19 protein-coding genes are annotated in these 19929 nt (G+C 68.2%); 13 read left to right on the plus strand and 6 right to left on the minus strand.

The window, feature by feature from the left end; all coding sequences use genetic code 11:
* The first annotated feature begins 67 nt into the window (after positions 1-67).
* Both ACQPW1_RS06290 and ACQPW1_RS06295 read left to right on the plus strand, forming a co-directional pair.
* Entirely contained in the window at positions 68-1333 is a 1266-nt protein-coding gene (locus ACQPW1_RS06290; protein ID WP_433665164.1) for an ATP-binding protein, read from the plus strand.
* A 217-nt stretch (positions 1334-1550) separates the two neighbouring features.
* Complete coding sequence (locus tag ACQPW1_RS06295) at positions 1551-2198, plus strand: response regulator (protein WP_433661797.1); 648 nt, start codon at positions 1551-1553, stop codon at positions 2196-2198.
* Between the two features lie 101 nt (positions 2199-2299).
* Here the strand turns inward: ACQPW1_RS06295 and ACQPW1_RS06300 are convergent, their stop codons facing one another.
* Positions 2300-3421, minus strand: coding sequence for a serine/threonine-protein kinase (locus ACQPW1_RS06300; protein WP_433661798.1), 1122 nt, complete (start codon positions 3419-3421; stop codon positions 2300-2302).
* Between the two features lie 418 nt (positions 3422-3839).
* On the opposite strand from ACQPW1_RS06300, the gene ACQPW1_RS06305 reads away from it, so the two are divergent.
* Both ACQPW1_RS06305 and ACQPW1_RS06310 read left to right on the plus strand, forming a co-directional pair.
* Positions 3840-4619, plus strand: a complete 780-nt coding sequence (locus ACQPW1_RS06305) for a hypothetical protein (RefSeq protein ID WP_433661800.1) — start codon at positions 3840-3842, stop codon at positions 4617-4619.
* 54 nt (positions 4620-4673) lie between these two features.
* Positions 4674-6371, plus strand: a complete 1698-nt coding sequence (locus ACQPW1_RS06310; protein ID WP_433661801.1) for a DNA polymerase Y family protein — start codon at positions 4674-4676, stop codon at positions 6369-6371.
* Here the strand turns inward: ACQPW1_RS06310 and ACQPW1_RS06315 are convergent.
* The gene (locus ACQPW1_RS06315) at positions 6368-7069 is read right to left on the minus strand and encodes a class I SAM-dependent DNA methyltransferase (RefSeq protein WP_433661803.1); all 702 of its coding nucleotides are present in this window, start codon (positions 7067-7069) and stop codon (positions 6368-6370) included. The genes ACQPW1_RS06310 and ACQPW1_RS06315 overlap by 4 nt on opposite strands.
* 212 nt (positions 7070-7281) lie before the next feature.
* Between ACQPW1_RS06315 and ACQPW1_RS06320 the strand changes: the two genes are divergently transcribed.
* Positions 7282-8037, plus strand: a complete 756-nt coding sequence (locus ACQPW1_RS06320) for an alpha/beta fold hydrolase (RefSeq protein WP_433661804.1) — start codon at positions 7282-7284, stop codon at positions 8035-8037.
* A gap of 20 nt (positions 8038-8057) precedes the next feature.
* On the plus strand, positions 8058-8933 hold the full coding sequence (locus tag ACQPW1_RS06325; protein ID WP_433665165.1) for a sucrase ferredoxin: 876 nt from the start codon (positions 8058-8060) through the stop codon (positions 8931-8933).
* A gap of 39 nt (positions 8934-8972) precedes the next feature.
* On the opposite strand, the gene ACQPW1_RS06330 is transcribed toward ACQPW1_RS06325, so the two are convergent.
* Complete coding sequence (locus ACQPW1_RS06330) at positions 8973-9956, minus strand: SDR family NAD(P)-dependent oxidoreductase (protein WP_433661805.1); 984 nt, start codon at positions 9954-9956, stop codon at positions 8973-8975.
* 158 nt (positions 9957-10114) lie between these two features.
* Here ACQPW1_RS06330 and ACQPW1_RS06335 point away from each other — a divergent pair, with 158 nt between their 5' ends.
* From ACQPW1_RS06335 to ACQPW1_RS06355, 5 genes are all read left to right on the plus strand, one after another.
* Positions 10115-10570: a hypothetical protein gene (locus tag ACQPW1_RS06335; RefSeq protein WP_433661806.1), complete on the plus strand. Its 456-nt coding sequence runs from the start codon at positions 10115-10117 to the stop codon at positions 10568-10570.
* Between the two features lie 23 nt (positions 10571-10593).
* The gene (locus tag ACQPW1_RS06340) at positions 10594-13950 is read left to right on the plus strand and encodes an error-prone DNA polymerase (protein WP_433661807.1); all 3357 of its coding nucleotides are present in this window, start codon (positions 10594-10596) and stop codon (positions 13948-13950) included.
* A gap of 93 nt (positions 13951-14043) precedes the next feature.
* Positions 14044-14970 (plus strand): M48 family metalloprotease, encoded by a 927-nt coding sequence (locus ACQPW1_RS06345; RefSeq protein ID WP_433661808.1) that lies wholly within the window; start codon positions 14044-14046, stop codon positions 14968-14970.
* A 95-nt stretch (positions 14971-15065) separates the two neighbouring features.
* Entirely contained in the window at positions 15066-16151 is a 1086-nt protein-coding gene (locus ACQPW1_RS06350; RefSeq protein WP_433661809.1) for a DUF4349 domain-containing protein, read from the plus strand.
* The gene (locus tag ACQPW1_RS06355) at positions 16108-16338 is read left to right on the plus strand and encodes a DUF167 domain-containing protein (protein ID WP_433661810.1); all 231 of its coding nucleotides are present in this window, start codon (positions 16108-16110) and stop codon (positions 16336-16338) included. The genes ACQPW1_RS06350 and ACQPW1_RS06355 overlap by 44 nt, the downstream gene beginning before the upstream one ends.
* Positions 16339-16348: 10 nt before the next feature.
* On the opposite strand, the gene ACQPW1_RS06360 is transcribed toward ACQPW1_RS06355, so the two are convergent.
* From ACQPW1_RS06360 to ACQPW1_RS06370, 3 genes are read right to left on the minus strand one after another with little or no spacing between them, the layout of a single operon-like run.
* On the minus strand, positions 16349-16813 hold the full coding sequence (locus ACQPW1_RS06360) for a tRNA (cytidine(34)-2'-O)-methyltransferase (RefSeq protein WP_433661811.1): 465 nt from the start codon (positions 16811-16813) through the stop codon (positions 16349-16351).
* A 45-nt stretch (positions 16814-16858) separates the two neighbouring features.
* Entirely contained in the window at positions 16859-17272 is a 414-nt protein-coding gene (locus ACQPW1_RS06365; protein WP_433661812.1) for a type II toxin-antitoxin system VapC family toxin, read from the minus strand.
* Positions 17269-17517 carry a hypothetical protein gene (locus ACQPW1_RS06370; protein WP_433661813.1) on the minus strand — a complete coding sequence of 83 codons (249 nt, stop codon included), beginning with the start codon at positions 17515-17517 and terminating at the stop codon, positions 17269-17271. The genes ACQPW1_RS06365 and ACQPW1_RS06370 overlap by 4 nt, the downstream gene beginning before the upstream one ends.
* 798 nt (positions 17518-18315) lie before the next feature.
* On the opposite strand from ACQPW1_RS06370, the gene ACQPW1_RS06375 reads away from it, so the two are divergent.
* Both ACQPW1_RS06375 and ACQPW1_RS06380 read left to right on the plus strand, forming a co-directional pair.
* The gene (locus ACQPW1_RS06375) at positions 18316-18480 is read left to right on the plus strand and encodes a hypothetical protein (RefSeq protein ID WP_433661814.1); all 165 of its coding nucleotides are present in this window, start codon (positions 18316-18318) and stop codon (positions 18478-18480) included.
* Between the two features lie 236 nt (positions 18481-18716).
* Entirely contained in the window at positions 18717-19889 is a 1173-nt protein-coding gene (locus tag ACQPW1_RS06380) for an alpha/beta fold hydrolase (protein WP_433661815.1), read from the plus strand.
* Positions 19890-19929 lie beyond the last annotated feature (40 nt).

A 19929-nucleotide genomic window follows, 5' to 3' on the forward strand; every position in this document is an offset into this window, starting at 1 on the left:
GGGATTCGACGCCGCGCGCGGTTTCGGACCGGCGCCGGTGTTGAACCCGGGGCCGCCACCTGCCCGGATGGCGCGGCGATCGGGTGGCCGGATCGTCGGCGGGGTGGCGGGCGGAATCGCCGATCACCTCGGGATCGACGTGTTCAAGGTGCGGATCGCGTTCGTACTGCTGTCCGCGTTCGGAGCGGGCATCGTCACCTACGGGTTGCTGTGGATCTTCACGCCGGGTGGCTCGGATGTGGCGAAGCCGTCCGGCTCCGAACGGCGCCAGGCGATCGGGCTCGCGTTGCTCGGCGTCGGTCTGGCCGTCGGCGTGTCGTGGATATTCAGCGGGACCGCGGCGAGCGTGATCGCGCCCATCATCGCCGTCGCCATCGGCGCGGCGCTGGTGTGGCGGGAGTACGACGCGGACGGCCCGCGGTCGCTGCTCGGGCTGCCCGCGCGTCCCTCGGTGGTGACCTGGGCGCGCATCGTCGCGGGCGGCACGCTGATCGTGGCCGGGCTCGGCGTGGTGGTGCTGGCCAGGATCGATCTGAGTTCGCTCGGGTCCGCGTTGATCGCGGTGGCCGTGACGCTGGTCGGTGCCGGGTTGCTGACGGTGCCGCTGTGGTTGCGGATGATGCGGGCGCTGAACGCCGAACGCTCCGCGCGCATCCGCAACGAGGAACGCGAGGAGATCGCCTCGCACCTGCACGATTCGGTGCTGCAGACGCTGGCCCTGATCCAGCGCCAGGCCGAGGACCCGCAGGAGGTGGTGCGGCTGGCCCGCAGCCAGGAGCGGGAACTGCGCAAGTGGTTGTTCGAGGATTCCGGTCCGGCGCAATCGAGTCTGGCCGCCGCGCTGCGCACCATCGCGGGCGAGGTGGAGGACCAGCACGGCGTGAAGGTGACCCCGGTGACCGTCGGCGATGTGTCGATGGACATCGGCGAGACCGGTGCGGGCCTGCCGAAGGAGCACTTCACCGCGCTGCTCGGCGCCAGCCGGGAGGCGCTGGTCAACGCCGCCAAGCACGCGGGAGTCCCGGAGATCGACCTGTTCGCCGAGACCGAGCCGCACCAGGTGAGCATCTTCGTGCGCGACCGCGGCGCCGGTTTCGACATCACCGCGGTGCCGCAGGACCGGCAGGGCCTGGCGAAGTCCATCCGCGGCCGGGTCGAACGCCGCGGCGGCCAAGTGGAGATCCTGTCCAATCCCGGCCGCGGCACCGAGGTGCGAATCACCATGCCGCGCACGGATTCCGGTGGTGATGAAACGGTTGCCGAAGCGGACTCCGCTGATGTGCCAGAGGATTCGCCTGAGCCGCATATCGCAGCTGCCGGGCGGGAGCGGTAGCCCGGTGTCCCAGGCAGGCCCAGGTTTGGCAATCGTGTTGTGCCCGTGCGGAGCCAGACGAACTATGTGGTCAATTGGTCGACAAACGGGGCAGTTGATTTCGTGAGAACATGGGTAACTCGTCGGGTACGTCCAGAACTAGACTCAGTTCATTGCCGTCGGCCCGCGGACAAAACTGTCGCGGCTCTTACGGCCGGCAAAATACGCGGAGAGGCGGATGAGCGTGGCCGTGCGGGTCTTTCTCGTTGATGATCACGCAGTGTTCCGGTCGGGTGTGCGAGCGGAGTTGAGCAGGGAAACCGACATGGAGGTGGTCGGCGAGGCAGGTGGGGTGGCCGAAGCGATCGCAGGCATCAAGGCGACGAATCCCGATGTGGTGCTGCTCGACGTGCACATGCCCGACGGTGGTGGCGTCGCGGTGCTCGCGGGCATCGAAGAGGGGCCGGTATGCCTGGCGTTGAGCGTGTCCGATGCCGCCGAAGATGTCATCGCGGTGATCCGGGCAGGTGCCAGAGGCTATGTGACCAAGACGATTTCGGGCGCCGAACTGGCCGACGGTATTCGCCGGGTGTCCGGCGGCGACGCGGTGTTCAGCCCGCGGCTCGCCGGTTTCGTGCTCGACTCGTTCACCGGAAAATCGCAGGTGCCCGAGCCGCCGCTGGATCCGGAACTGGATTCGCTGACCCCGCGCGAACTCGAGGTGCTGCGGTTGCTCGCCCGTGGCTACACCTACCGGGAAATCGCCGAAAACCTGTTCATCTCGGTGAAAACCGTGGAGACGCACGCTTCCAACGTGCTTCGCAAGACTCAGCAGTCCAATCGCAACGCGCTCACGCGTTGGGCGCATCACCGTCGCATCGACTGACTTCGCGGAGCCGCTTCACCCCTCGCATGCTGCGCAACCGTCTGCTCGGTGTGCGGGGCATCAACCGACTCGAAACGTCGGTCGCGTTGGCGGGGAGGGCTTTACATCATCGCGATGATGATCGCGATGATGATGATCAGCCCGATCAGCAGGCCGACGGCGATCGCCAGCGGCGCGGTGCTCGCCTGCGGCGCCTTGGTCCGCTGCGGCGCGGGTGTCGCCGAGGCGCCCACCGCGGTGCGGTGCGGTCGCGGCAGCGGGGTCGAGTGCGGACTGCGCAGGCCGGACGCCGAATTCCGGGCCGCCCACGCCGGAATCGTGCCGTCCTCGGTGCGCACCGGTGCGCCGAGAATGTACGGCCCGGTGCCGGGACCGAAGGCCGCGGTGAGGATTTCGTCCCTGGCCTCGGCCATCGTCGGCCGTCGTTGCGGCGCGGGCTCCAGCATGTGCAGCAGCGCCTCGGTGAGCATGCCGCTGCGGGTCGGCGGAATGATCTGCGCCATGGCCGCGCGATGCACCAGGACATCGCTGTCCTCGTCGAGACCGAACGGCGGCTGCCCCTCGATCGCGGTGTACAGCGTTGCGCCGAGCGAGAATACGTCGCTGGCCTTGGTCGGCTGCGCGCCGCGCGCCACCTCCGGCGGCAGGTAGGCGGGGGTGCCGGTGATCACGCCGTCGGGTTCGTCGGAGTGCTCGCCCGCGCCGCGCGAGATGCCGAAGTCGCTGAGCTTGGCCATGCCGACGATCGGACCGCGGTCAGCGACAAGGATATTGCCCGGCTTGATGTCGCGGTGCGTGATGCCCGCCGCGTGCGCGGCGGCCAGCGCGTCGGCGACCTGCGCGCCGATCTGTGCCACCTCGATCGGCGGCAGCGTGTCCACCAGCGCGAGCGCCTTGGCCACGCTGCGCGAGGGTAAGTGCTCCATCACCAGCCAGGGCTCGCCCGCCTCCAGCACCACGTCGTACACGGCGATCGCGTGCTCGTGCGAGAGCTTGGCCGCGACCCGGCCCTCGTGCATGATCTGGGCGCGGATCTCGTTGGCCTCGGCTTCGTCGAGTCCGGCCGTCGAGATGACCTGCTTGATGGCGACGTCCCGATCGAGCAGCCGGTCGTGCGCGAGCCAGACCGCGCCCATGCCACCGCCACCCAGCTTCGACTGCAGCCGGTAGCGGCCGGCAACAAGATAGTCGGGGCCGACAATGGGACGAGCGCGTTCGGTCACGGTGCGAGGGTAGCGGAAAACAGGGTGCCCTACGGGGTTTGCTGACACGAACGCCCGCCGTTTCTGTGCAGTTCGCCGAGTAGCCGATCCCATCCGCTGGAGCCCGCCGGGTCGGCGAGGCGGGGCGGTGGGCGCGGTCGGCGCCGTTCGTCACTGTGACACGGCTTGACTGCGGGTTGTCCGGTTCGCTGCCGCGATAACGGCCGGGCAACTGACCTACCAGCGTTTACAACGGCATCGTTGCGAAATCGCGGTGGCGGGGGTGGGGCCTTGACGGAACCCGGGGGTCGGTTTCTACTGAGCAGGTATCGAACGTATATTCGATACGGATCGATAGCTGAATCGGTGCTGATCCCCTTGTTCCGGGGTCGTTCCGTACGCGTCGCCTCGGGTCCATCGTGGGAAGTAGGTGGTAGGGATGGGTTCGGATGCGAAACCGCAGGAGGGGGCACAACCGCATACGACGTCGGGGCGGGCGAGCCCACCGACGCTGGCTGAGCTGCGCCGAAGAATGGCGGCGATACCCGGTCGCGGCGAGGCCGCGGCCGAGCGCATTCCGCTCGACGCCGAACTGCGCCGGGAGTCGCTCGCGGTGCCGCCCGCGCTGGCTGGGCTGTTGCCCGGCGGTGGCCTGACCAAGGGTTCCGTCGTGTCCTACACGGGCGCGCGTTCGCTGCTTGCGGGCCTGCTCGCCGCGGTGACCGAGGACGGCGGGCATGCCGCGGTGGTCGGGGTGCCCCGGCTCGGCCTGCTCGCCGCGGTGGAGATGGGTGCTCAGCTGGAACGACTGGCCGTGATCCCCGATCCCGGCCCGGACCCGGTGGAGGTGGCCGCCGTGTTGCTCGACGGCCTCGACCTGGTCGTGCTCGGCCTCGGCGGCGCCGCCGTCGCCCCCGCCCGCACCCGCGTGATCGCCGCCCGCGCCCGCAACAAGGGCGCCACCCTCGTGGTCACCGACGGCCGCTGGCCCGGCGCCGCCCTGCACCTCGACGCCCGCATCGCCGGTTACGCGGGCCTCGGTCACGGCCGCGGCCGCCTGCGCTCCCTCGGCCTCGAGGTAGAAGTGCGCGGCAAAGCAGGCCCACCCCGCCGCGGCCGCCTCGACCTCCGCTCGAACTCCGGCCGCGTCGAATGGGCACGGCACGAAACGGTTACCCGCGCCGTCGAACCGGCCGATGCCAGCGAGGCTGCGTCGTGATGTGGCTCGAGATAGTGTGCGCCGCAGCATGATTCGGACTGATCATGCGATCCGATGGGCAGCGATGTCTGTGCCGCGGTGCTCACCTCGACCGATCGGGCCCGCTGCTGCTTGCGGCGGGGCCGAGATGTGTGGTGTGGCACCGTGATTCTTCCCGGCCGAGAGAAGGGGGCGGCAAGGGTATTGGCGCTGTGGTGTCCGGATTGGCCCGCGGTTGCCGCCGCCGCGGTGGCGCGGTTGCCTGCGACTCAGCCGGTGGCGGTGCTGTTCGCCAATCGGGTGATCGCGTGTTCGGCGATCGCGCGCGCCGATGGGGTGCGGCGCGGGTTGAAGCGGCGGGAGGCGCAGGGGCGGTGTCCGGATCTGTTTCTCGCACAGGCGGATCCGGATCGGGACGCGCGGCTGTTCGAGCCGGTGGTCGCGGCCGTCGACGCGACGGTGCCCGGGGTCGAGGTGCTGCGGCCCGGACTGTTGGTGCTCGGGGCGCGTGGTGCCGCAAGGTTTTTCGGTTCCGAGGAGGCGGCGGCCGAGCGGCTCGTCGACGCGGTGGCCGCCACCGGGGTGGAGGCGCAGATCGGCATCGCCGACGAGTTGTCCACAGCGGTGATCGCCGCCCGGCGCGGTGCGCTCGTGCCCGCCGGGGCGGGGGCGCGGTTTCTCGCGCCGATGCCGGTGCGTGAGCTCGCGGTCGAGCCGAGCCTGGCCGCGCCGGAGCGCGCCGACCTGGTGGATCTGTTGCACCGCTTGGGCTTACGTCGAATAGGCGATTTCGCCGCGCTGACCCCTGCCGAGGTCGCCTCGCGGTTCGGCGCCGACGCCGTGCTCGCGCATCGCTGCGCGCAGGCACTACCCGAGCGCCCGCCTTCCGTGCGGCCGCCACCCAAGGACCTGACGGTGGAGTACCGCTGCGACCCGCCGATCGAACGGGTCGATGCCGCCGCCTTCGCGGGCCGCATGCTCGCCACCCGGCTGCATGCCGAGCTGTCGAACGCCGGCCTGGCCTGCACCCGATTATCGATATTCGCGGAAACCGATGCGGGGGAGGAGCTTTCGCGGATCTGGCGGTGTGCGGAACCGCTGACCCCGGACGGCACCGCCGACCGGGTGCGCTGGCAGTTGGACGGCTGGCTCACCCGCCGCGACCGGCCCACCGCGCCGATCACCCTGCTGCGCCTGGAACCCGTCGAGGTGGTGGCGGCGGGCGCGCTGCAACTCGGACTGTGGGGTGGCGTCGGCGAGGAGGACGAGCGGGCTCGGCGTGCGCTGATCCGGGTGCAGGGTCTGCTCGGCGGCGAAGCGGTGCGGGTCGGCGTGCTCAGCGGCGGTCGCGGGCCCGCCGAGCGCATCACCCTGGTCGCGCTGGGCGACGAACCCATTCCCGCCGCCGACCCCGCGTTGCCGTGGCCGGGCCGGATGCCCGAGCCTGCCCCCGCCCTGCTGCTGCTCAACCGACCACTGGTCCGCCTGGAAGCAGCCGACGGCGATCCGATCCGGGTCACCGACCGCGCCCTGTTCAGCGCCGATCCGTCCCGATTGCACTGGGGTAGCAGGCAATGGCAGCTGACCGGATGGGCGGGCCCGTGGCCGGTGGACGAACGCTGGTGGGTGCCGGAACCGGCCGAGAACAACGACACCCCAACCACTTTCACCGCTCGCGCGCAGGTCCAGCTCGACGGCGAACCGTCCGACGTCCGAGTGCTACTGCTCGTCTACCACGACGAAACCTGGCGCGCGGAAGGACTTTACGACTAGGCGGGCCGCGCCCACACCGTCGCCATGGTGAACGGCTGCCCGCGCAGCTCCGCCCACTTCGGCTTGGCCGTGAGCCAGGTGTCGTCGATCAGCGTCTCGGTGAGTTCGGTGAGCACCCAGCCCGCGTCCAGTGCCGCCGTCACGTGCTCACTGAGCAGGTGCAGGTTCGTGCTGATCGCGACCGGCGCACCGCCCTGCGGCGTGTAGTGCGTCGGCATTCCGGTCGTCATCATGAACTGCGGGTGGAAGCTGACCAGGACGCACCGCGCGCCGGGCGCGGCCAGCCGCCACGCCTCGGCGTAGAACGGCGCCAACTCGGGCAGGTGCTCGTCGATCAACGAGGCGATCACCAGGTCGTAGGCCTCGCCCGCCAGTCCGGTGTCCCGCACGTCCGCCTGGGTGAGCGTGGTGTGTGCCCCGCGTTCCGTTGCCCGCGCCAGCATTCCCGTACTCACGTCGACCCCGTCGATATGGGAAATCCCCTGCTTGCGCAGCCAAGCTCCGGTTCGCCCGGTCCCGCAGCCGAGGTCGGCGGCCCGTCGCACCCGTGACCACTCCGGTCGCCGCAGCCGGGCCAGCAGCGCGAGATCCATCTCGTCCATGACGGTTTGCTCGTACGTCGGTGCCCATCCGTCATATCCGGTGGCGACATCGACGGTGGGATAGTTTCGGCGGTCGTAGTCCGCGAATGACGGCATGCGCGGAGTATTTCGCGGCACAACGGGATTCGCCAGAAGATTTCTTCGTCGGTATCCCGCGCCTATGCGATCAAGCCCGCCCCCTCGGCGCAGTTTCCGCAGTTATGCGCTCGATGGAGCACCGTCCGGACGTACGATGTGGCGCCGGGCTCACGTGATCCGTGCAACAAGTTCCAGGCCGGTAGCTGACATCACCAGTATTCTCGAAGATCGTGGATCTCACGGTGACCAGACTCGACTTCGGTGACGTGCGGATCGCCTTCCGGGATTCGGGGGCGACCGCGGCTACCGACGTGCCCGTGGTCCTGGTGCACGGCATGGGCGGCGACGGACACACCTGGGACCGATTCGCGCGCGAACTGGTGCAGGCCGGCCGCCGGGTCATCATTCCCGACCTGCGCGGACACGGCCGCAGCTCGCACACCGATTCGTACCGGTTCGAAGAATTCGGCGCCGACGTGCGGAAACTCTGCGAACGCCTGGAACTGTCCACGGTGGATCTGGTCGGCCATTCGCTGGGCGGCTACGCGGTCTCCTGCGTCGCGCAGGAGCGACCGGAGCTGGTGCGTCGCCTCGTCATCGAGGAGTGCCCGCTGCCGTTGCAGTCCGGCGCCGAGGAGCTGCGGCTGACCCGTCGCTTCCCGACCGTGCCGGAACTCTGGCACGCGACGACCAGCCTGGTCAGGCATCCGCGCGCCGTGCTCGCCTTCGACCGGTCGATGACCAGGTCCGCGCTGGAACAGTTCCGCAAGCCGAACCCGGAGTGGTGGGACCGGCTGCCCGATATCGCCGCGCGCACACTGGTGCTGCGCGGCGGCCCCGGCGGCATGGTCGACCCGGCGAAGCTCGAGCTCGTGCGCGCCGCCATCCCCGACTGCACGGTCACCGCCGTCGCCAGCGGCCACAGCATCCACCGCGACCGCTACCGCGAGTTCGCCGCCGCCGTTCACCCGTTCCTCGCGAAGTGAGGAACACCGGATTCGAGGGGATGCTCTGCTCGGCCGCCGCGACGGGAACGCCGCTGCCGGGCACCGCCACCCAGGTGACCGGCTGGCTTTGTGTCGAGCATCCGGGCGCGTGGGGTCGCGACGTGATCGGCGACGAGGTGCTCGGCGCCGAGCTCACGCCCGAACTGGCGGCCCGCACCGCCGCCGCGCACGTGCGCCCGACCCTCATCCGCCGCCCCGGCCGCAACGAATTCACCGGCACCCGAACGGTTTTGCTTGCCAGCTCGCGCCCCGAGGGCTCCTGGTGCGAACGCCTCGAGATCACCGATCTGAAGCAACTGCTCGACATCGACCTACACCTGCTGAACGGCCCACCGCCGGGAATCGGTGTGCCCGTACACGATCCGCTGGTACTGGTGTGCGCACACGGAAAACGCGACCAGTGCTGCGCCCTGCTCGGCCGCCCCATCGCCGCCGAACTCGCCACGAAATACCCTGGGCAAGTGTGGGAGTGCTCGCACACCGGCGGCCACCGCTTCGCCCCCGCCCTGTTACTCCTACCCTCCGGCCTCACCTACGGCCGACTCGACGCCGCAACCGCCGAAGAGATGGTCGAGGCCGCCCGCCGCGACCAGGTCTCACTGACCGGCCTGCGCGGCCGCAGCTGCTATCCGCCGCTCGAACAACTAGCGGAAGTCGCTGTACGCGAACAGATTTCCGCCACAACCAACGACCTCACCGTCGCCCCCGACGCCACCTCGGCCGACGCCGCCCTGGTCACCCACCGCGACGGCCGCCGCTGGCGAGTAACCGCCTGCACCATCACCTTCCCGCCCCGCCAGGCCAGCTGCACCGCCGCCGCCAAACCCGTAACCGCCCTCGTCGTCGACACCATCGAGCAGCTACCTACCGCCTGACCACCTCAGGCAAAACACCAGTGCGCCGTTGTGTCCGGCTTACCAATGGGTCCCGGGGACCCAGCGGGCCGCGCGGCGCAGCGCGGTGCCGGTGGCTCGGCGCGCGGCCGAGCGGGGGCGTGGTTCACGTTCGGGCACAACGGGTTCCGCGTTGTCTTCGGCTTCTTCGACCAGTTCGCCCTTGGCGGCGGGGGAGTCCGGCAGCGCGCGATAGTAGCGGTGCAGGATGCGGTCGCGGAACTTCGGGGTGAGCAGGGCGCCGTATTCGGCGAAGGTGCCGATCGGCACGTCGATGCGTTTGGGGCGTTCGGTCAGGGCGCGCACGATCGTCGCGGCCGCCCACTCAGGAGATTCGGCGGGCTGGCCCTGATCGCCGCTCGGGGTGATCATCGGGGTGCGCACCAGCGGCATGTGGATGGTGGTGAAGGTGACGCCGTCGGCCATGGTCTCCACCGAGGCCACCTCGGCGAACTTGTCCAGCGCGGCCTTGCTGGCCAGGTAGGCGGCGAAACGCGGCGTTGCCACCTGCACGCCCGCGCTGCTGATGTTGACGATGTGGCCGAACTTGCGCTCGCGCATCTGCGGCAGCAGCGCCAGCGTCATGCGCAGCGCGCCGAAGTAGTTGACCGCCATGGTGCGTTCGAAGTCGTGCAGCCGGTCGGTGGAGCGGTGGATGGCGCGGCGGATGGACCGGCCCGCGTTGTTCACCAGCATGTCGACGTGGCCGTGCTCGTCGAGAATGGTCTTCACGGCGTGGTCCACCGAGTCGGAATCGGTGACGTCACACTGGTATCCGTAGGCGATGCCGCCCTCGGCCCTGATCTCGTCGACCACGGACGCGAGCTCGTCGGCGCGGCGCGCGAGCAGGAATACAGTGGCACCCTTGCCCGCGACGGCGATCGCCGCCGCCTTGCCGATGCCGGAGGACGCGCCGGTGATAAGGACATGCCGCCCGGAGATGTCGCGGTTGCGACGGCTGCGCCGGGTCGCGGGCAGGCTGGCGTCAGCGGATGCGTCGGTCATCGCTGCTCCTTTGCAGGTTTGGGGTTGGCATGAACTTACTCCGAAGTAAGTTTACTCGCCAAGTGGAACTGGTCACTTTTCGGGGCTGGGGTCGAGGTGGTGAACACGGGTCGAACAACCTCTCGAAATCGATCGAACATATGTGCGATACTCACCGCATGGTGGACGATCGGATGGCGGAAATCTTTGCCGCGGTGCGGCTCGGTGGCGGGGACCAAGCGGCGGCGCGACAGGCGCTGGAGAAGTTGTGGGACGAGATCGGTGAGGGCGGTGATCCCTTGCACCGCTGCGTGATTGCGCATCACCTCGCCGACCTACAGGACACGGCCGCGGCCGCGCTGCTCTGGGATCGGCGGGCGCTGGCCGCGGTGTTCGGCCCCGGCATCCCGCTGGACGAAGGACTCCGCAGCTTCCTCCCGTCGCTGTACCTGAATCTGGCCGACAGCCACCGGCGCGTCGGCGACTTCGAAGCCGCCCGCATGCAACTGGCCATCGCCCGCGGCCACCTCGACGTCCTCGCCAACGACGCCTACGGCGCGCTCATCCGGGCCGGCCTGGATCAGGTCGAAGCCGCACTCACCGAGGGCTCGACGGCGCCGCTGCCGACCAACTGATCCGTCCGAGGAAGTGAGGCCCGGTGGGCTGGAGCAACGGGCCGCCTACCTGGGCGGAACTGGAGCGGCTGCTGTCGGGGCGGCCCGGCCGGACGAACCCGAACGCGATGTACCCGGGCGACGGCGGCGACAGCCCGGCCTGGTCGCGCAAGCGCGGGGATTACCTGGCCGAGCCGGTAGTCCCCGCCGACAGGCCGACGGTGCCGTACGCGGAACTGCACGCGCACTCGGCCTACAGCTTCCTGGACGGCGCGAGCCAGCCGGAGGAACTGGTGGAGGAGGCCGTGCGGCTGGGCCTCGAGGCGATCGCGCTCACCGACCACGACGGCTTCTACGGGACCGTGCGCTTCGCGGAGGCGGCCAGGGAATGGGGGATGCCGACGGTCTTCGGGGCCGAGCTGTCGCTGGGCACCCAGCCGGCCGAGGGCGTTCCGGGTGCACGGTCCATCGACGCACCGGATTCCATGCCGCGCACGGGATCACCGGACCCCGCCGGACCGCACCTGCTGGTGCTGGCCCGCGGCCAAGAGGGCTACCGCCGACTATCCCGGGAGATCGCGGCCGCCCACATGGCGGCGGGGGAGAAGGGCATCCTCCGCTACGACCTCGACGCGCTCACCGCGGCCGCCGAGGGCCAGTGGCAGATCCTGACCGGCTGCCGCAAAGGCCACCTGCGTCAAGCGCTCGCGGACGATTTACGTTCGGGCAGTACCCGTCTCGTGCGATCCGAGGCCGCGCTGCGCGACCTGACGGAACGGTTCGGCACCGACCGGGTGAGCGTGGAACTGACCCACCACGGCATCCCGGAGGACGACGAGCGCAACGCCCACCTCATCGCCCTGGCCGACCGCCTCGGCCTCCCCGTACTCGCCACCACCGGAGCGCATTTCGCCGCACCGGGCCAGCGTCGCCGCGCCATGGCGCTCGCGGCGATCAGGGCCAGACAGAGCCTGGACGAGATCGCCGGGTGGCTGGCCCCGGCCGGCGGCGCGCACCTGCGTTCCGGCGCGGAGATGGCGCGGTTGTTCGCCGACTGCCCGCAGGCGGTGGCGAACGCGGTCGCGCTGGCCCGCGCATGCGCCTTCGACCTGAAGCTGATCGCGCCGAAACTGCCGCCGTTCGTCGTGCCCGCCGAGCACGACGAGAAGTCCTGGCTGCGCGCGCTCACCCTCGACGGCGCCGCGGCCCGCTACGGCCCGCCGGAGCGAAACCCGCAGGCGTACCGGCAGATCGAGCACGAGCTCGCGGTGATCGACAAGCTGGAATTCCCCGGCTACTTCCTGGTGGTGCACGACATCGTCACCTTCTGCCGGGACAACGACATCCTGTGCCAGGGCCGGGGTTCGGCGGCCAACTCGGCCGTCTGCTACGCGATCGGCATCACCAACGTCGACCCGGTCACCAACAACCTGCTGTTCGAACGCTTCCTCTCGCAGGAGCGCGACGGACCGCCCGATATCGATATCGACATCGAATCCGACCGCCGCGAGGAGGCTATCCAGCACGTCTACACCAAGTACGGTCGCGCGTACGCCGCCCAGGTGGCCAATGTGATCACCTACCGCGGCAAGTCCGCGGTCCGCGATGCCGCACGCGCACTGGGCTTTTCGCCGGGCCAGCAGGACGCCTGGAGCAAACAGGTGAGCCAGTGGACCGGCATCGGCACCGAGTCCGGCACCGACATCCCCACCGAGGTGCTCCAGCTGGCATCCGAAATAGAGGGCCTGCCAAGGCATCTCGGCATCCACTCCGGGGGCATGGTGATCTGCGACCGCCCCATCGCCGATGTCTGCCCGGTGGAATGGGCGCGCATGCCCGGCCGCAGCGTGTTGCAGTGGGACAAGGACGATTGCGCCGCCATCGATTTGGTGAAGTTCGACCTGCTCGGCCTAGGCATGCTCTCCGCGCTGCACTACATGATCGACCTGGTGCGCGAGCACACCGGCGAGATCGTCGAACTGCACAAGCTCGACCTGAAGGAAGCCGCCGTCTACGAGATGCTCTCGCGCGCCGACTCGGTGGGCGTCTTCCAGGTGGAGTCGCGAGCGCAGATGGCCACGCTGCCCCGGCTGAAGCCGCGAGAGTTCTACGACCTGGTGGTGGAGGTGGCGCTGATCCGGCCCGGTCCCATCCAGGGCGGTTCGGTGCACCCCTATATCCGGCGCCGCAACGGCAACGAGAAGGTGACCTACGACCATCCGGCACTGGAGAATTCGCTGTCCCGCACGCTCGGCGTCCCGCTGTTCCAGGAGCAGCTCATGCAGATGGCCGTCGATGTCGCGGGCTTCACCGCCGCCGAGGCCGACCAGCTGCGCCGCGCGATGGGCTCCAAGCGCTCCCCGGAGCGTATGGAGGGGCTCAAAGAACGCCTCTACCAAGGCATGCGCGACCTGCACGGCATCACCGGCGAAATCGCCGACCGCATCTACGAGAAGCTCTACGCCTTCGCGAATTTCGGCTTCCCGGAAAGCCATTCGCAGAGCTTCGCCTCGATCGTGTTCTACTCGTCGTGGTTCAAGCTGCACCACCCCGCCGCCTTCTGCGCCGGTCTGCTGCGCGCGCAACCGATGGGCTTCTACTCCCCGCAATCCCTGGTCGCCGACGCGCGCAGGCACGGGGTCCTGGTGCACGGCCCCGACATCAACGCCAGCCGCGCCGAACCCACCCTCGAACACGAGGGCACCCAGGTGCGCCTCGGGCTGGCCTCGATCCGGCACATCGGCGACGATCTCGCCGAAAAGATCGTCGCCGCAAGGGATCAGGGGCCGTACACCTCCTTCCTCGACCTGACCGGACGCGTGGAACTCACCGTCGTCCAAGCGGAATCGCTGGCCACCGCGGGTGCCCTCGGCGGTCTCGGCAGTACCCGCCGCGAAGCGCTGTGGGCCGCCGGTGCGGCGGCGGGGGAACGCCCGGATCGACTGCCCGGCACCGGCGCCGCCACCAACGCCCCCGTGCTGCCCGGCATGAGCGACCTCGAGCTGGCCGCCGCCGACGTCTGGGCCACCGGCGTCTCCCCGGGCAGCTATCCCACCGAATTCCTGCGCCCGCAGCTCGACGCCCTCGGCGTGATCCCCGCCGCCGGCCTGCTCGCCGTTCGGGACGGCTCGCGAGTGCTGGTGGGCGGCGCGGTGACGCACCGGCAACGCCCCGCCACGGCCGCGGGCGTCACCTTCCTCAATCTGGAAGACGAGACCGGCATGGTGAACGTCGTCTGCTCGGTCGGCCTGTGGGCCCGCTTCCGCCGCCTGGCGCAGAGCGCGCCCGCCCTGCTCATCCGCGGTCGGGTGCAGAACGCCGAGGGAGCGGTCACCGTCGTCGCCGAACACCTGCAGCGGATGGACCTACGCGTCGATTCGAAGTCACGCGACTTCCGCTGAGTCGCTGAACAACTCGATTTCCACCGGGCGGTTGTCGTCGTACGATGGTGGGTTCTGCCCAGCGCGGGTCCGTTCGACAATCCGGGAGTTACCATGCCTGCGCCTTCCGCCGCCGACCCGCCACCACGCGCCACCGCCCGCTCAACCGACTACCTGGCGGTGGGATCGACGCTGGTGCTGGCGTTGCCGACGGTATTGCTCAGTGTCGCAATCATTCTGACCCTCGGGGCCTGGGCGGGAATCTGGCTGGCGATAACCGCCGCGGTGGTGTGGGTGTTCGTCGGGGTCATGCTCTTCGACATGGCCTGGTTCACCCCCAACCGCGCGAGATTCGCCAAGACCTTGAAGTTCCGGCGCCCGATCCCACCGGAAGACGAGCGTCTCGCCGCCGCATGGGCGAAGGTGACCAGCGCGCCCGGGGTGGACGGGTGGCCGTACTCGCTGTGGGTGGAGCAATCCGATGATCCGAATGCCTACGCCGCGCCGAGTCGCATTGTCGCGGTGACGAGTTCGGCGCTGGCGGGTCTCAAACGCCGGCACCTCGAAGCCGTTCTCGCGCACGAACTCGGGCACCACATCAACGTCGATCCTCGGGTGCGGTTACTCGACACCTGGCTTGCGCTGCCCAGCCGTGCCATGTGGGCGTTGTGCAGAGTGTTCGGCCGGATCGCGGGTCTCTTCGGCTCGTTCGCACCGTACGTCCGACTGGTCGTGGCGGTAGGTCTGCTGCCCGTTGTGGTCATCGTGCTGCAGCCGGTCGTCGGGCTCACCGCCGCACTCTTGTTCGTCGCCCTGCTGGTCGTGGAACCGCTGACCAGGAGCGCACAGCAGCGGCGCGACGAATTCGCCGCCGATCGAGTCTCGGTCGATCTCGGTTACGGCCGCGCGCTCGCCGCCGCCCTGCGGCGCTGGGACACCGAACCGCTACCCCGGTTGATCGCATTGCGTCTTCGGTTCTACGGGACGCATCCGCCGCTGGCCGCACGGATCCGCAAGATCACCGTCCGGCTCCGCGAATGACCTGGCCGCCCACACTTTTAGAGAAGTGTTAGAAGGCCTCTAGAGAACCGTTATGTCAGGCCGTTTGCGCAGCCAGAGCGGCTACTGTGCGAATCATGCGGAAGCTTGCTGTGCTGTGCATCGGTCTGCTCGGTCTGACGTTGCTCGTCGGCTGTGGCGCGGACAACGACAACGCGAAGAGGGTCCCGCCGCCACCGGGGCGGCCCGAGACCTACGCCACCGTGGAGCCAGCCCCCGCGGCTACGCCACCGGGGCTGCGCGACCAGGGGCCCGCGCGCAAAGAGAACAACACCGGCGGTGAAACCGTCACGGCGCGTAAGGAAGTGGTCACCGGCAGCGTCGAGATGACCGCGGGCAAACCGGTCGACACGGCGGGCAAGATCGCCGACCGGGTGCGCGAGGTCGGCGGCCGGATCGACAGCCGGACCGAGCAGCCGGGCACTGACGACGCCGATCCCAGCGCCACGCTCACCGTCCGGATACCCGCGGACAAGACCGACGCGTTCATCGACGGCCTCGGCGGCCTCGGCCGCGTCACCCGGGTGCACACCAACCGCGACGACGTGACGATGCAGTGGGAAGACCTGGACGCCAGGATGAAGGCGCTGCAGGCCTCCGTCGACCGGCTGCGCGGGCTCATCGCCGGCGCGACCAACACCGCCGACCTGCTCAACGCCGAGCAGGCGCTGTCCAGCCGCCAGGGCGAACTCGACAGCCTGACCGCGCAGAAGCGGCACCTCGACGACGAGGTCGCGCTGTCCACGCTCAACATCGACATCACCACCGCGACCACCAAAGCCCAGGAGGACCGCGCCGACAACTTCTGGGAAGGGCTTGTCACCGGCTGGAACTCGCTGGTCGATTGGCTGAAGGACGCGGTCGTGTTCACCGGTAAGGCGCTGCCGTGGCTCGGCTTCCTGGTGGTGCTCGCCGCCGTGGTCTGGGCCATCGTGCGGGCGGTGCTGCGGCGAGGCAAGGGCACTCGGGCAGAATCGACTCCGGTGGGCGCACGGCCCGGTCCGGCACCGGTTGGGGTGGGCGCGCGGCCCGGTTCCGCCGAGGGCGCAGGCACCGCGGAAGGCGCTGGGCCCGCGAAGGTTACGGGACCCGAGGGCAGCCCGGCGACAGGAGAGACGAGTGCCGACAACGGTCCGGGCGACCATAAAACCGAACAGCCGTAAGGGCCCGCTCGTCGAAACCCTCGACGACGGCACCCTCCAGCTGTACGTGCGCGCCCCGGCCGTCGAAGGCAAGGCCAACAAGGCCGCCATCGAACTGCTCGCCGAGCATTACGGAGTATCGAAGAGCGCCGTCCGCCTGTCGGTCGGCGCTACTTCCCGTTTCAAGCGCTTCGAGATCGACCTCTGATCGTCCGCGCTCACACGCCGCCGTCGAACCCCAGCTGACGCCACGCCTCGTACACCGTGACCGCCGCCGCGTTGGACAGGTTCATCGAACGCCGCCCCGGCAGCATGGGGATGCGCAACTGGCTGGTGACATGGGGATCCTCGAGCACCGCCGCGGGCAACCCCGTCGGCTCGGTGCCGAACAGCAGCACATCCCCTGCGCGGTACTCCACCGAGGTGTAGTGCGTCGTCGCCTGCGTCGTGAACGCGAAAACCCGCTCCGGCCGCACCGACTCCCACGCCGCCGCAAGATCCTTGTGCACCGTCACCGACGCCAGATCGTGGTAGTCCAGCCCGGCCCGCCGCAGCTTCGCCTCCGAAAGATCGAACCCCAACGGCTCGACCAAATGCAGCTCACACCCGGTCCCGGCGACCAGTCGAATCGCATTGCCGGTATTCCCGGGGATGGCGGGCTCATGAAACATCAGTCGGAACACGACAGTCAGTCAATCAGGCCGTTGTAGCTTCCAACGAACGAGTGGTCAATCGGGCAGCAAGCGCAGGGGCGCTCGGTGCCGGGTTCGGACGGCGCTGAAGTGTCGACGATCCAAGGTGGCTACTTCGTTCACGTCGAGTCGCTCAGCGACGGCGAGGACGGCGGCGTCGACGGCACCCAGCGGAAAGTCGGCGTACTTCCGAACCAGTTCGGCCATCCGCAGCAGATCAGTGCGGGTGAGATCGACGAGTTCGATTTCTTCGTTCGCGATCGATTCCAGGAACAGGGCTTCGGCCGAAGGCCCAACGCGAGTCTCCAAGAAGTAGCAGACTTCTCCGAGTACCGGGCCCGGAACCAGTACCGGACCAGGATGTGTTTCGAGCAGGTCTAGGCAGCGTTGGTGATCCGCGTCGTTCCTGTTCAGTACAGCAACGAGCGGGCCTGTGTCACAGACGATCACCCGGGTTGTTTACCACGCTCTTCGCGGAGCATTTCCTCCGACCTCGCCGCAAGATCCGGCTCGGCCTGCATCGTGCCCGCGAACGATAGATGCCGACACCGCTCACCTGCGGGCTCGGTCGCTGTGTCTGGTTCAGGAGTGGTGACGACCAGTTGCAATGCGACGGCTCGCAGCGCGTGCGCCTGATCCGGCGTGAGCCGGTCGACCAGGCGATGCAGGTCTTCGTAGTCGTACGCTGCGGTCATGGCATCGAGTTTAGTGGCTAGCCACCCTCTGTGCCTGAGATCGGTCCGGTATCCAGCCAGCGCGAGTCCATACCACTGGCGCCGCTACAGCCTTGCGGGGAGGGGGCTACAGCAGGTCGGGGCGGGGATGTGGAAAAGGGTGCGGTGGTGAATGTAGTCAGTCGTCTGTCTTGTGTGCAGGCACGTACTAGCCGGTCCTCGCGCCGAACCCCGGCTCTGATCTTGTCGATGAAACATCAGTCGGAACACGACAGCCAGTCAATCAGGCCGCCGCACCGCCGCCGCGCGGACCTGAGGAATCCGGACCGGTGTGCGATCGAGCCGCTGCCGTCGAGCGCGGCGACCCACCGCTACCTGGCAGCTGGCGCGTCCTGCGGACAGGTCGCGGCATCCGCGCCTGCGGTGATCCCGTCGCGACGCACAATGCGCGAATCCGTTCGGCCGCATGAATTTGCGAACGAATTTCCGTGTGCACCAAAGAATTACAGATCCTGTTGAATATGCTCCTTCGGCATTTCGGCAACTCCGACGAATGCGTGGACCTGCATGCTTTTGCGTGAGGAGGTTGTATTTCCCCAGGTTGTGGGCATATTACTGAGTAAAGTGTCAGGTCAAACGAACTATTTTACCTATCTGAATAAGAAGGTTTTCATTCAGTGAAATGCTCATAACTCCACTCTGTTACTTCGTTGATATTGAACGGTTACCTCGATATCGACCAACTGTTGACTGAATCACAATCCACTCCTGTAGATTCACCAGCGGTAAACAACCTTCCTGAACCCGAGAGGACGTGCTATGCCGATTATCGGTTCGCTAGTTTGCGATCTGATGAACCTGATCCCCACTGCGATCATGTCAACTGTTCTGCCCGGTATTGGTTCGGTTATGGCTCCGGTGACCTACATGGGCTCGGTGGCCTTCAACACCATCGCAGCAGTGTTCACGGGTTCCATGCTGTGATCGGTGCTTGATCGCGTCGTGCGTGGCACGACAGCGACTGCCGTGTCACGCACGACGCCTGCCCGCCGAGCATCGGCCGACCGAAAACGCGGCCACGAATATCCCGCACGCGACACTCGGCGACCGGAACGGCAATGAATTCCGGTCGTGGGTATATTTGTGCTGCTCGGATCAACTTCTCGATCTGCTCTCGAGGGCATTGCGCTCGTCTTTGCTGAAACGGAAAGTGGTGTTCGATGCGATTGCTCGGTTCGTGGCGTTGTGCGGTCCTCGCGGCGGCAGTATCGGTCTCCGCGTTCGGCATCACCGCGCCGCCGTCGAACGCGGCGACCGCCGGAGCCGTTATCTCGGTGATTCCACAGCCCGAAGGTTGGCGCGGCATGCCCGGCGGCTCGGTCGTCGAGTACTGGATGGCAGGCTCGGACGGTACGCCGCAACCGGCGAGCGGTGCGGTACTCCTTCCGGAGGGCGCACCACCCCCCGGTGGCTGGCCGATAATCGCCTACGATCACGGCAGTTTCGGTCTCGGTCGAGGGTGTGGCGGCCAGGCCGATTTCGCGAGCGGCCCATGGCCTGAGCGCCGAGTCCACGAGGATCGATTCTTGCGGACCTTTCTGTCCAAGGGATTTGCGGTCGTGGCACCGGACTATCTCGGGCTCGGCCGTTTCGATACCGGGCCGCATCCATATCTGGAGCTGAAAACCGAGGCGACCGCGACCATCGACCTGGTCAAGGCGGCACGGGCGAGTCATCCCCAGCTGTCGCGGACCTGGGCCCTGCTCGGCGGTTCGCAGGGCGGGCAGGCCGCGCTCGGCACGGCCTATCTGCAGCGAACATACGCACCAGACCTCGACTTTCGCGGAACGATCGCGATCGATCCCGCATCCGAAGCGGAAAACCTGCTGCCGATGGCGGGCCCCTGGGGTCCGGACCTGCCCAGTGTGATCGGTGATGGCCTCACCATGGTCGTCGCGAGTGTGCTCGTCGGAATGCGGGCTGCGCGACCGGAGGTGAATGTCGACAGCTATCTGACTCCCCGGGGTCGGGAAGTGCTCGACAGCATCAGCGTGTTGTGCCAGGACAAGATACTCGAACGGGTTCAGGGCGTCGGAATCAGCGACATTCTCTCGAAACCGTTGACCGACGAGCACTTTCGCGCCGTTATCGCCGATTACATGGGCGTGCCGACCAGCGGCTACAACGCGCCGATTCTGTTGTTGCTCAACGCCACCGATATCGCGGTGCCCGCGCCGTTGCACGCGGCCCTGGTCGCCCGGTTCGCCGCTAACCACGTCGACCATAAAGTTGTCGTCGGTACGGGCTTGCATCTTCAGATCAATCAGGCCATGGGAGCGGCCATCGATGCCTTTCTCACTCGCATCAAGTCCTCGAAGACGAGCGTGAACTAGCCTCGGCCATTGCCGGTTTGCCGAAATTGGTCATGAACTC

This window comes from Nocardia sp. CA-128927 (genome assembly GCF_050955855.1).
GTDB lineage: Bacteria > Actinomycetota > Actinomycetes > Mycobacteriales > Mycobacteriaceae > Nocardia.

What these genes read in the sequence shown, in the direction of transcription:
- ACQPW1_RS06335 (WP_433661806.1), top strand. Translation starts at nt 10,115, where the DNA reads ATGGTGGACGATCGGATGGCGGAAATCTTTGCCGCGGTGCGGCTCGGT.
- ACQPW1_RS06305 (WP_433661800.1), top strand. Translation starts at nt 3,840, where the DNA reads ATGGGTTCGGATGCGAAACCGCAGGAGGGGGCACAACCGCATACGACG.
- ACQPW1_RS06370 (WP_433661813.1), bottom strand. Translation starts at nt 17,517, where the DNA reads ATGACCGCAGCGTACGACTACGAAGACCTGCATCGCCTGGTCGACCGG.
- ACQPW1_RS06310 (WP_433661801.1), top strand. Translation starts at nt 4,674, where the DNA reads ATGGGCAGCGATGTCTGTGCCGCGGTGCTCACCTCGACCGATCGGGCC.
- ACQPW1_RS06315 (WP_433661803.1), bottom strand. Translation starts at nt 7,069, where the DNA reads ATGCCGTCATTCGCGGACTACGACCGCCGAAACTATCCCACCGTCGAT.
- ACQPW1_RS06350 (WP_433661809.1), top strand. Translation starts at nt 15,066, where the DNA reads ATGCGGAAGCTTGCTGTGCTGTGCATCGGTCTGCTCGGTCTGACGTTG.
- ACQPW1_RS06380 (WP_433661815.1), top strand. Translation starts at nt 18,717, where the DNA reads ATGCGATTGCTCGGTTCGTGGCGTTGTGCGGTCCTCGCGGCGGCAGTA.
- ACQPW1_RS06290 (WP_433665164.1), top strand. Translation starts at nt 68, where the DNA reads ATGGCGCGGCGATCGGGTGGCCGGATCGTCGGCGGGGTGGCGGGCGGA.
- ACQPW1_RS06325 (WP_433665165.1), top strand. Translation starts at nt 8,058, where the DNA reads ATGCTCTGCTCGGCCGCCGCGACGGGAACGCCGCTGCCGGGCACCGCC.
- ACQPW1_RS06330 (WP_433661805.1), bottom strand. Translation starts at nt 9,956, where the DNA reads ATGACCGACGCATCCGCTGACGCCAGCCTGCCCGCGACCCGGCGCAGC.
- ACQPW1_RS06345 (WP_433661808.1), top strand. Translation starts at nt 14,044, where the DNA reads ATGCCTGCGCCTTCCGCCGCCGACCCGCCACCACGCGCCACCGCCCGC.
- ACQPW1_RS06375 (WP_433661814.1), top strand. Translation starts at nt 18,316, where the DNA reads ATGCCGATTATCGGTTCGCTAGTTTGCGATCTGATGAACCTGATCCCC.
- ACQPW1_RS06295 (WP_433661797.1), top strand. Translation starts at nt 1,551, where the DNA reads ATGAGCGTGGCCGTGCGGGTCTTTCTCGTTGATGATCACGCAGTGTTC.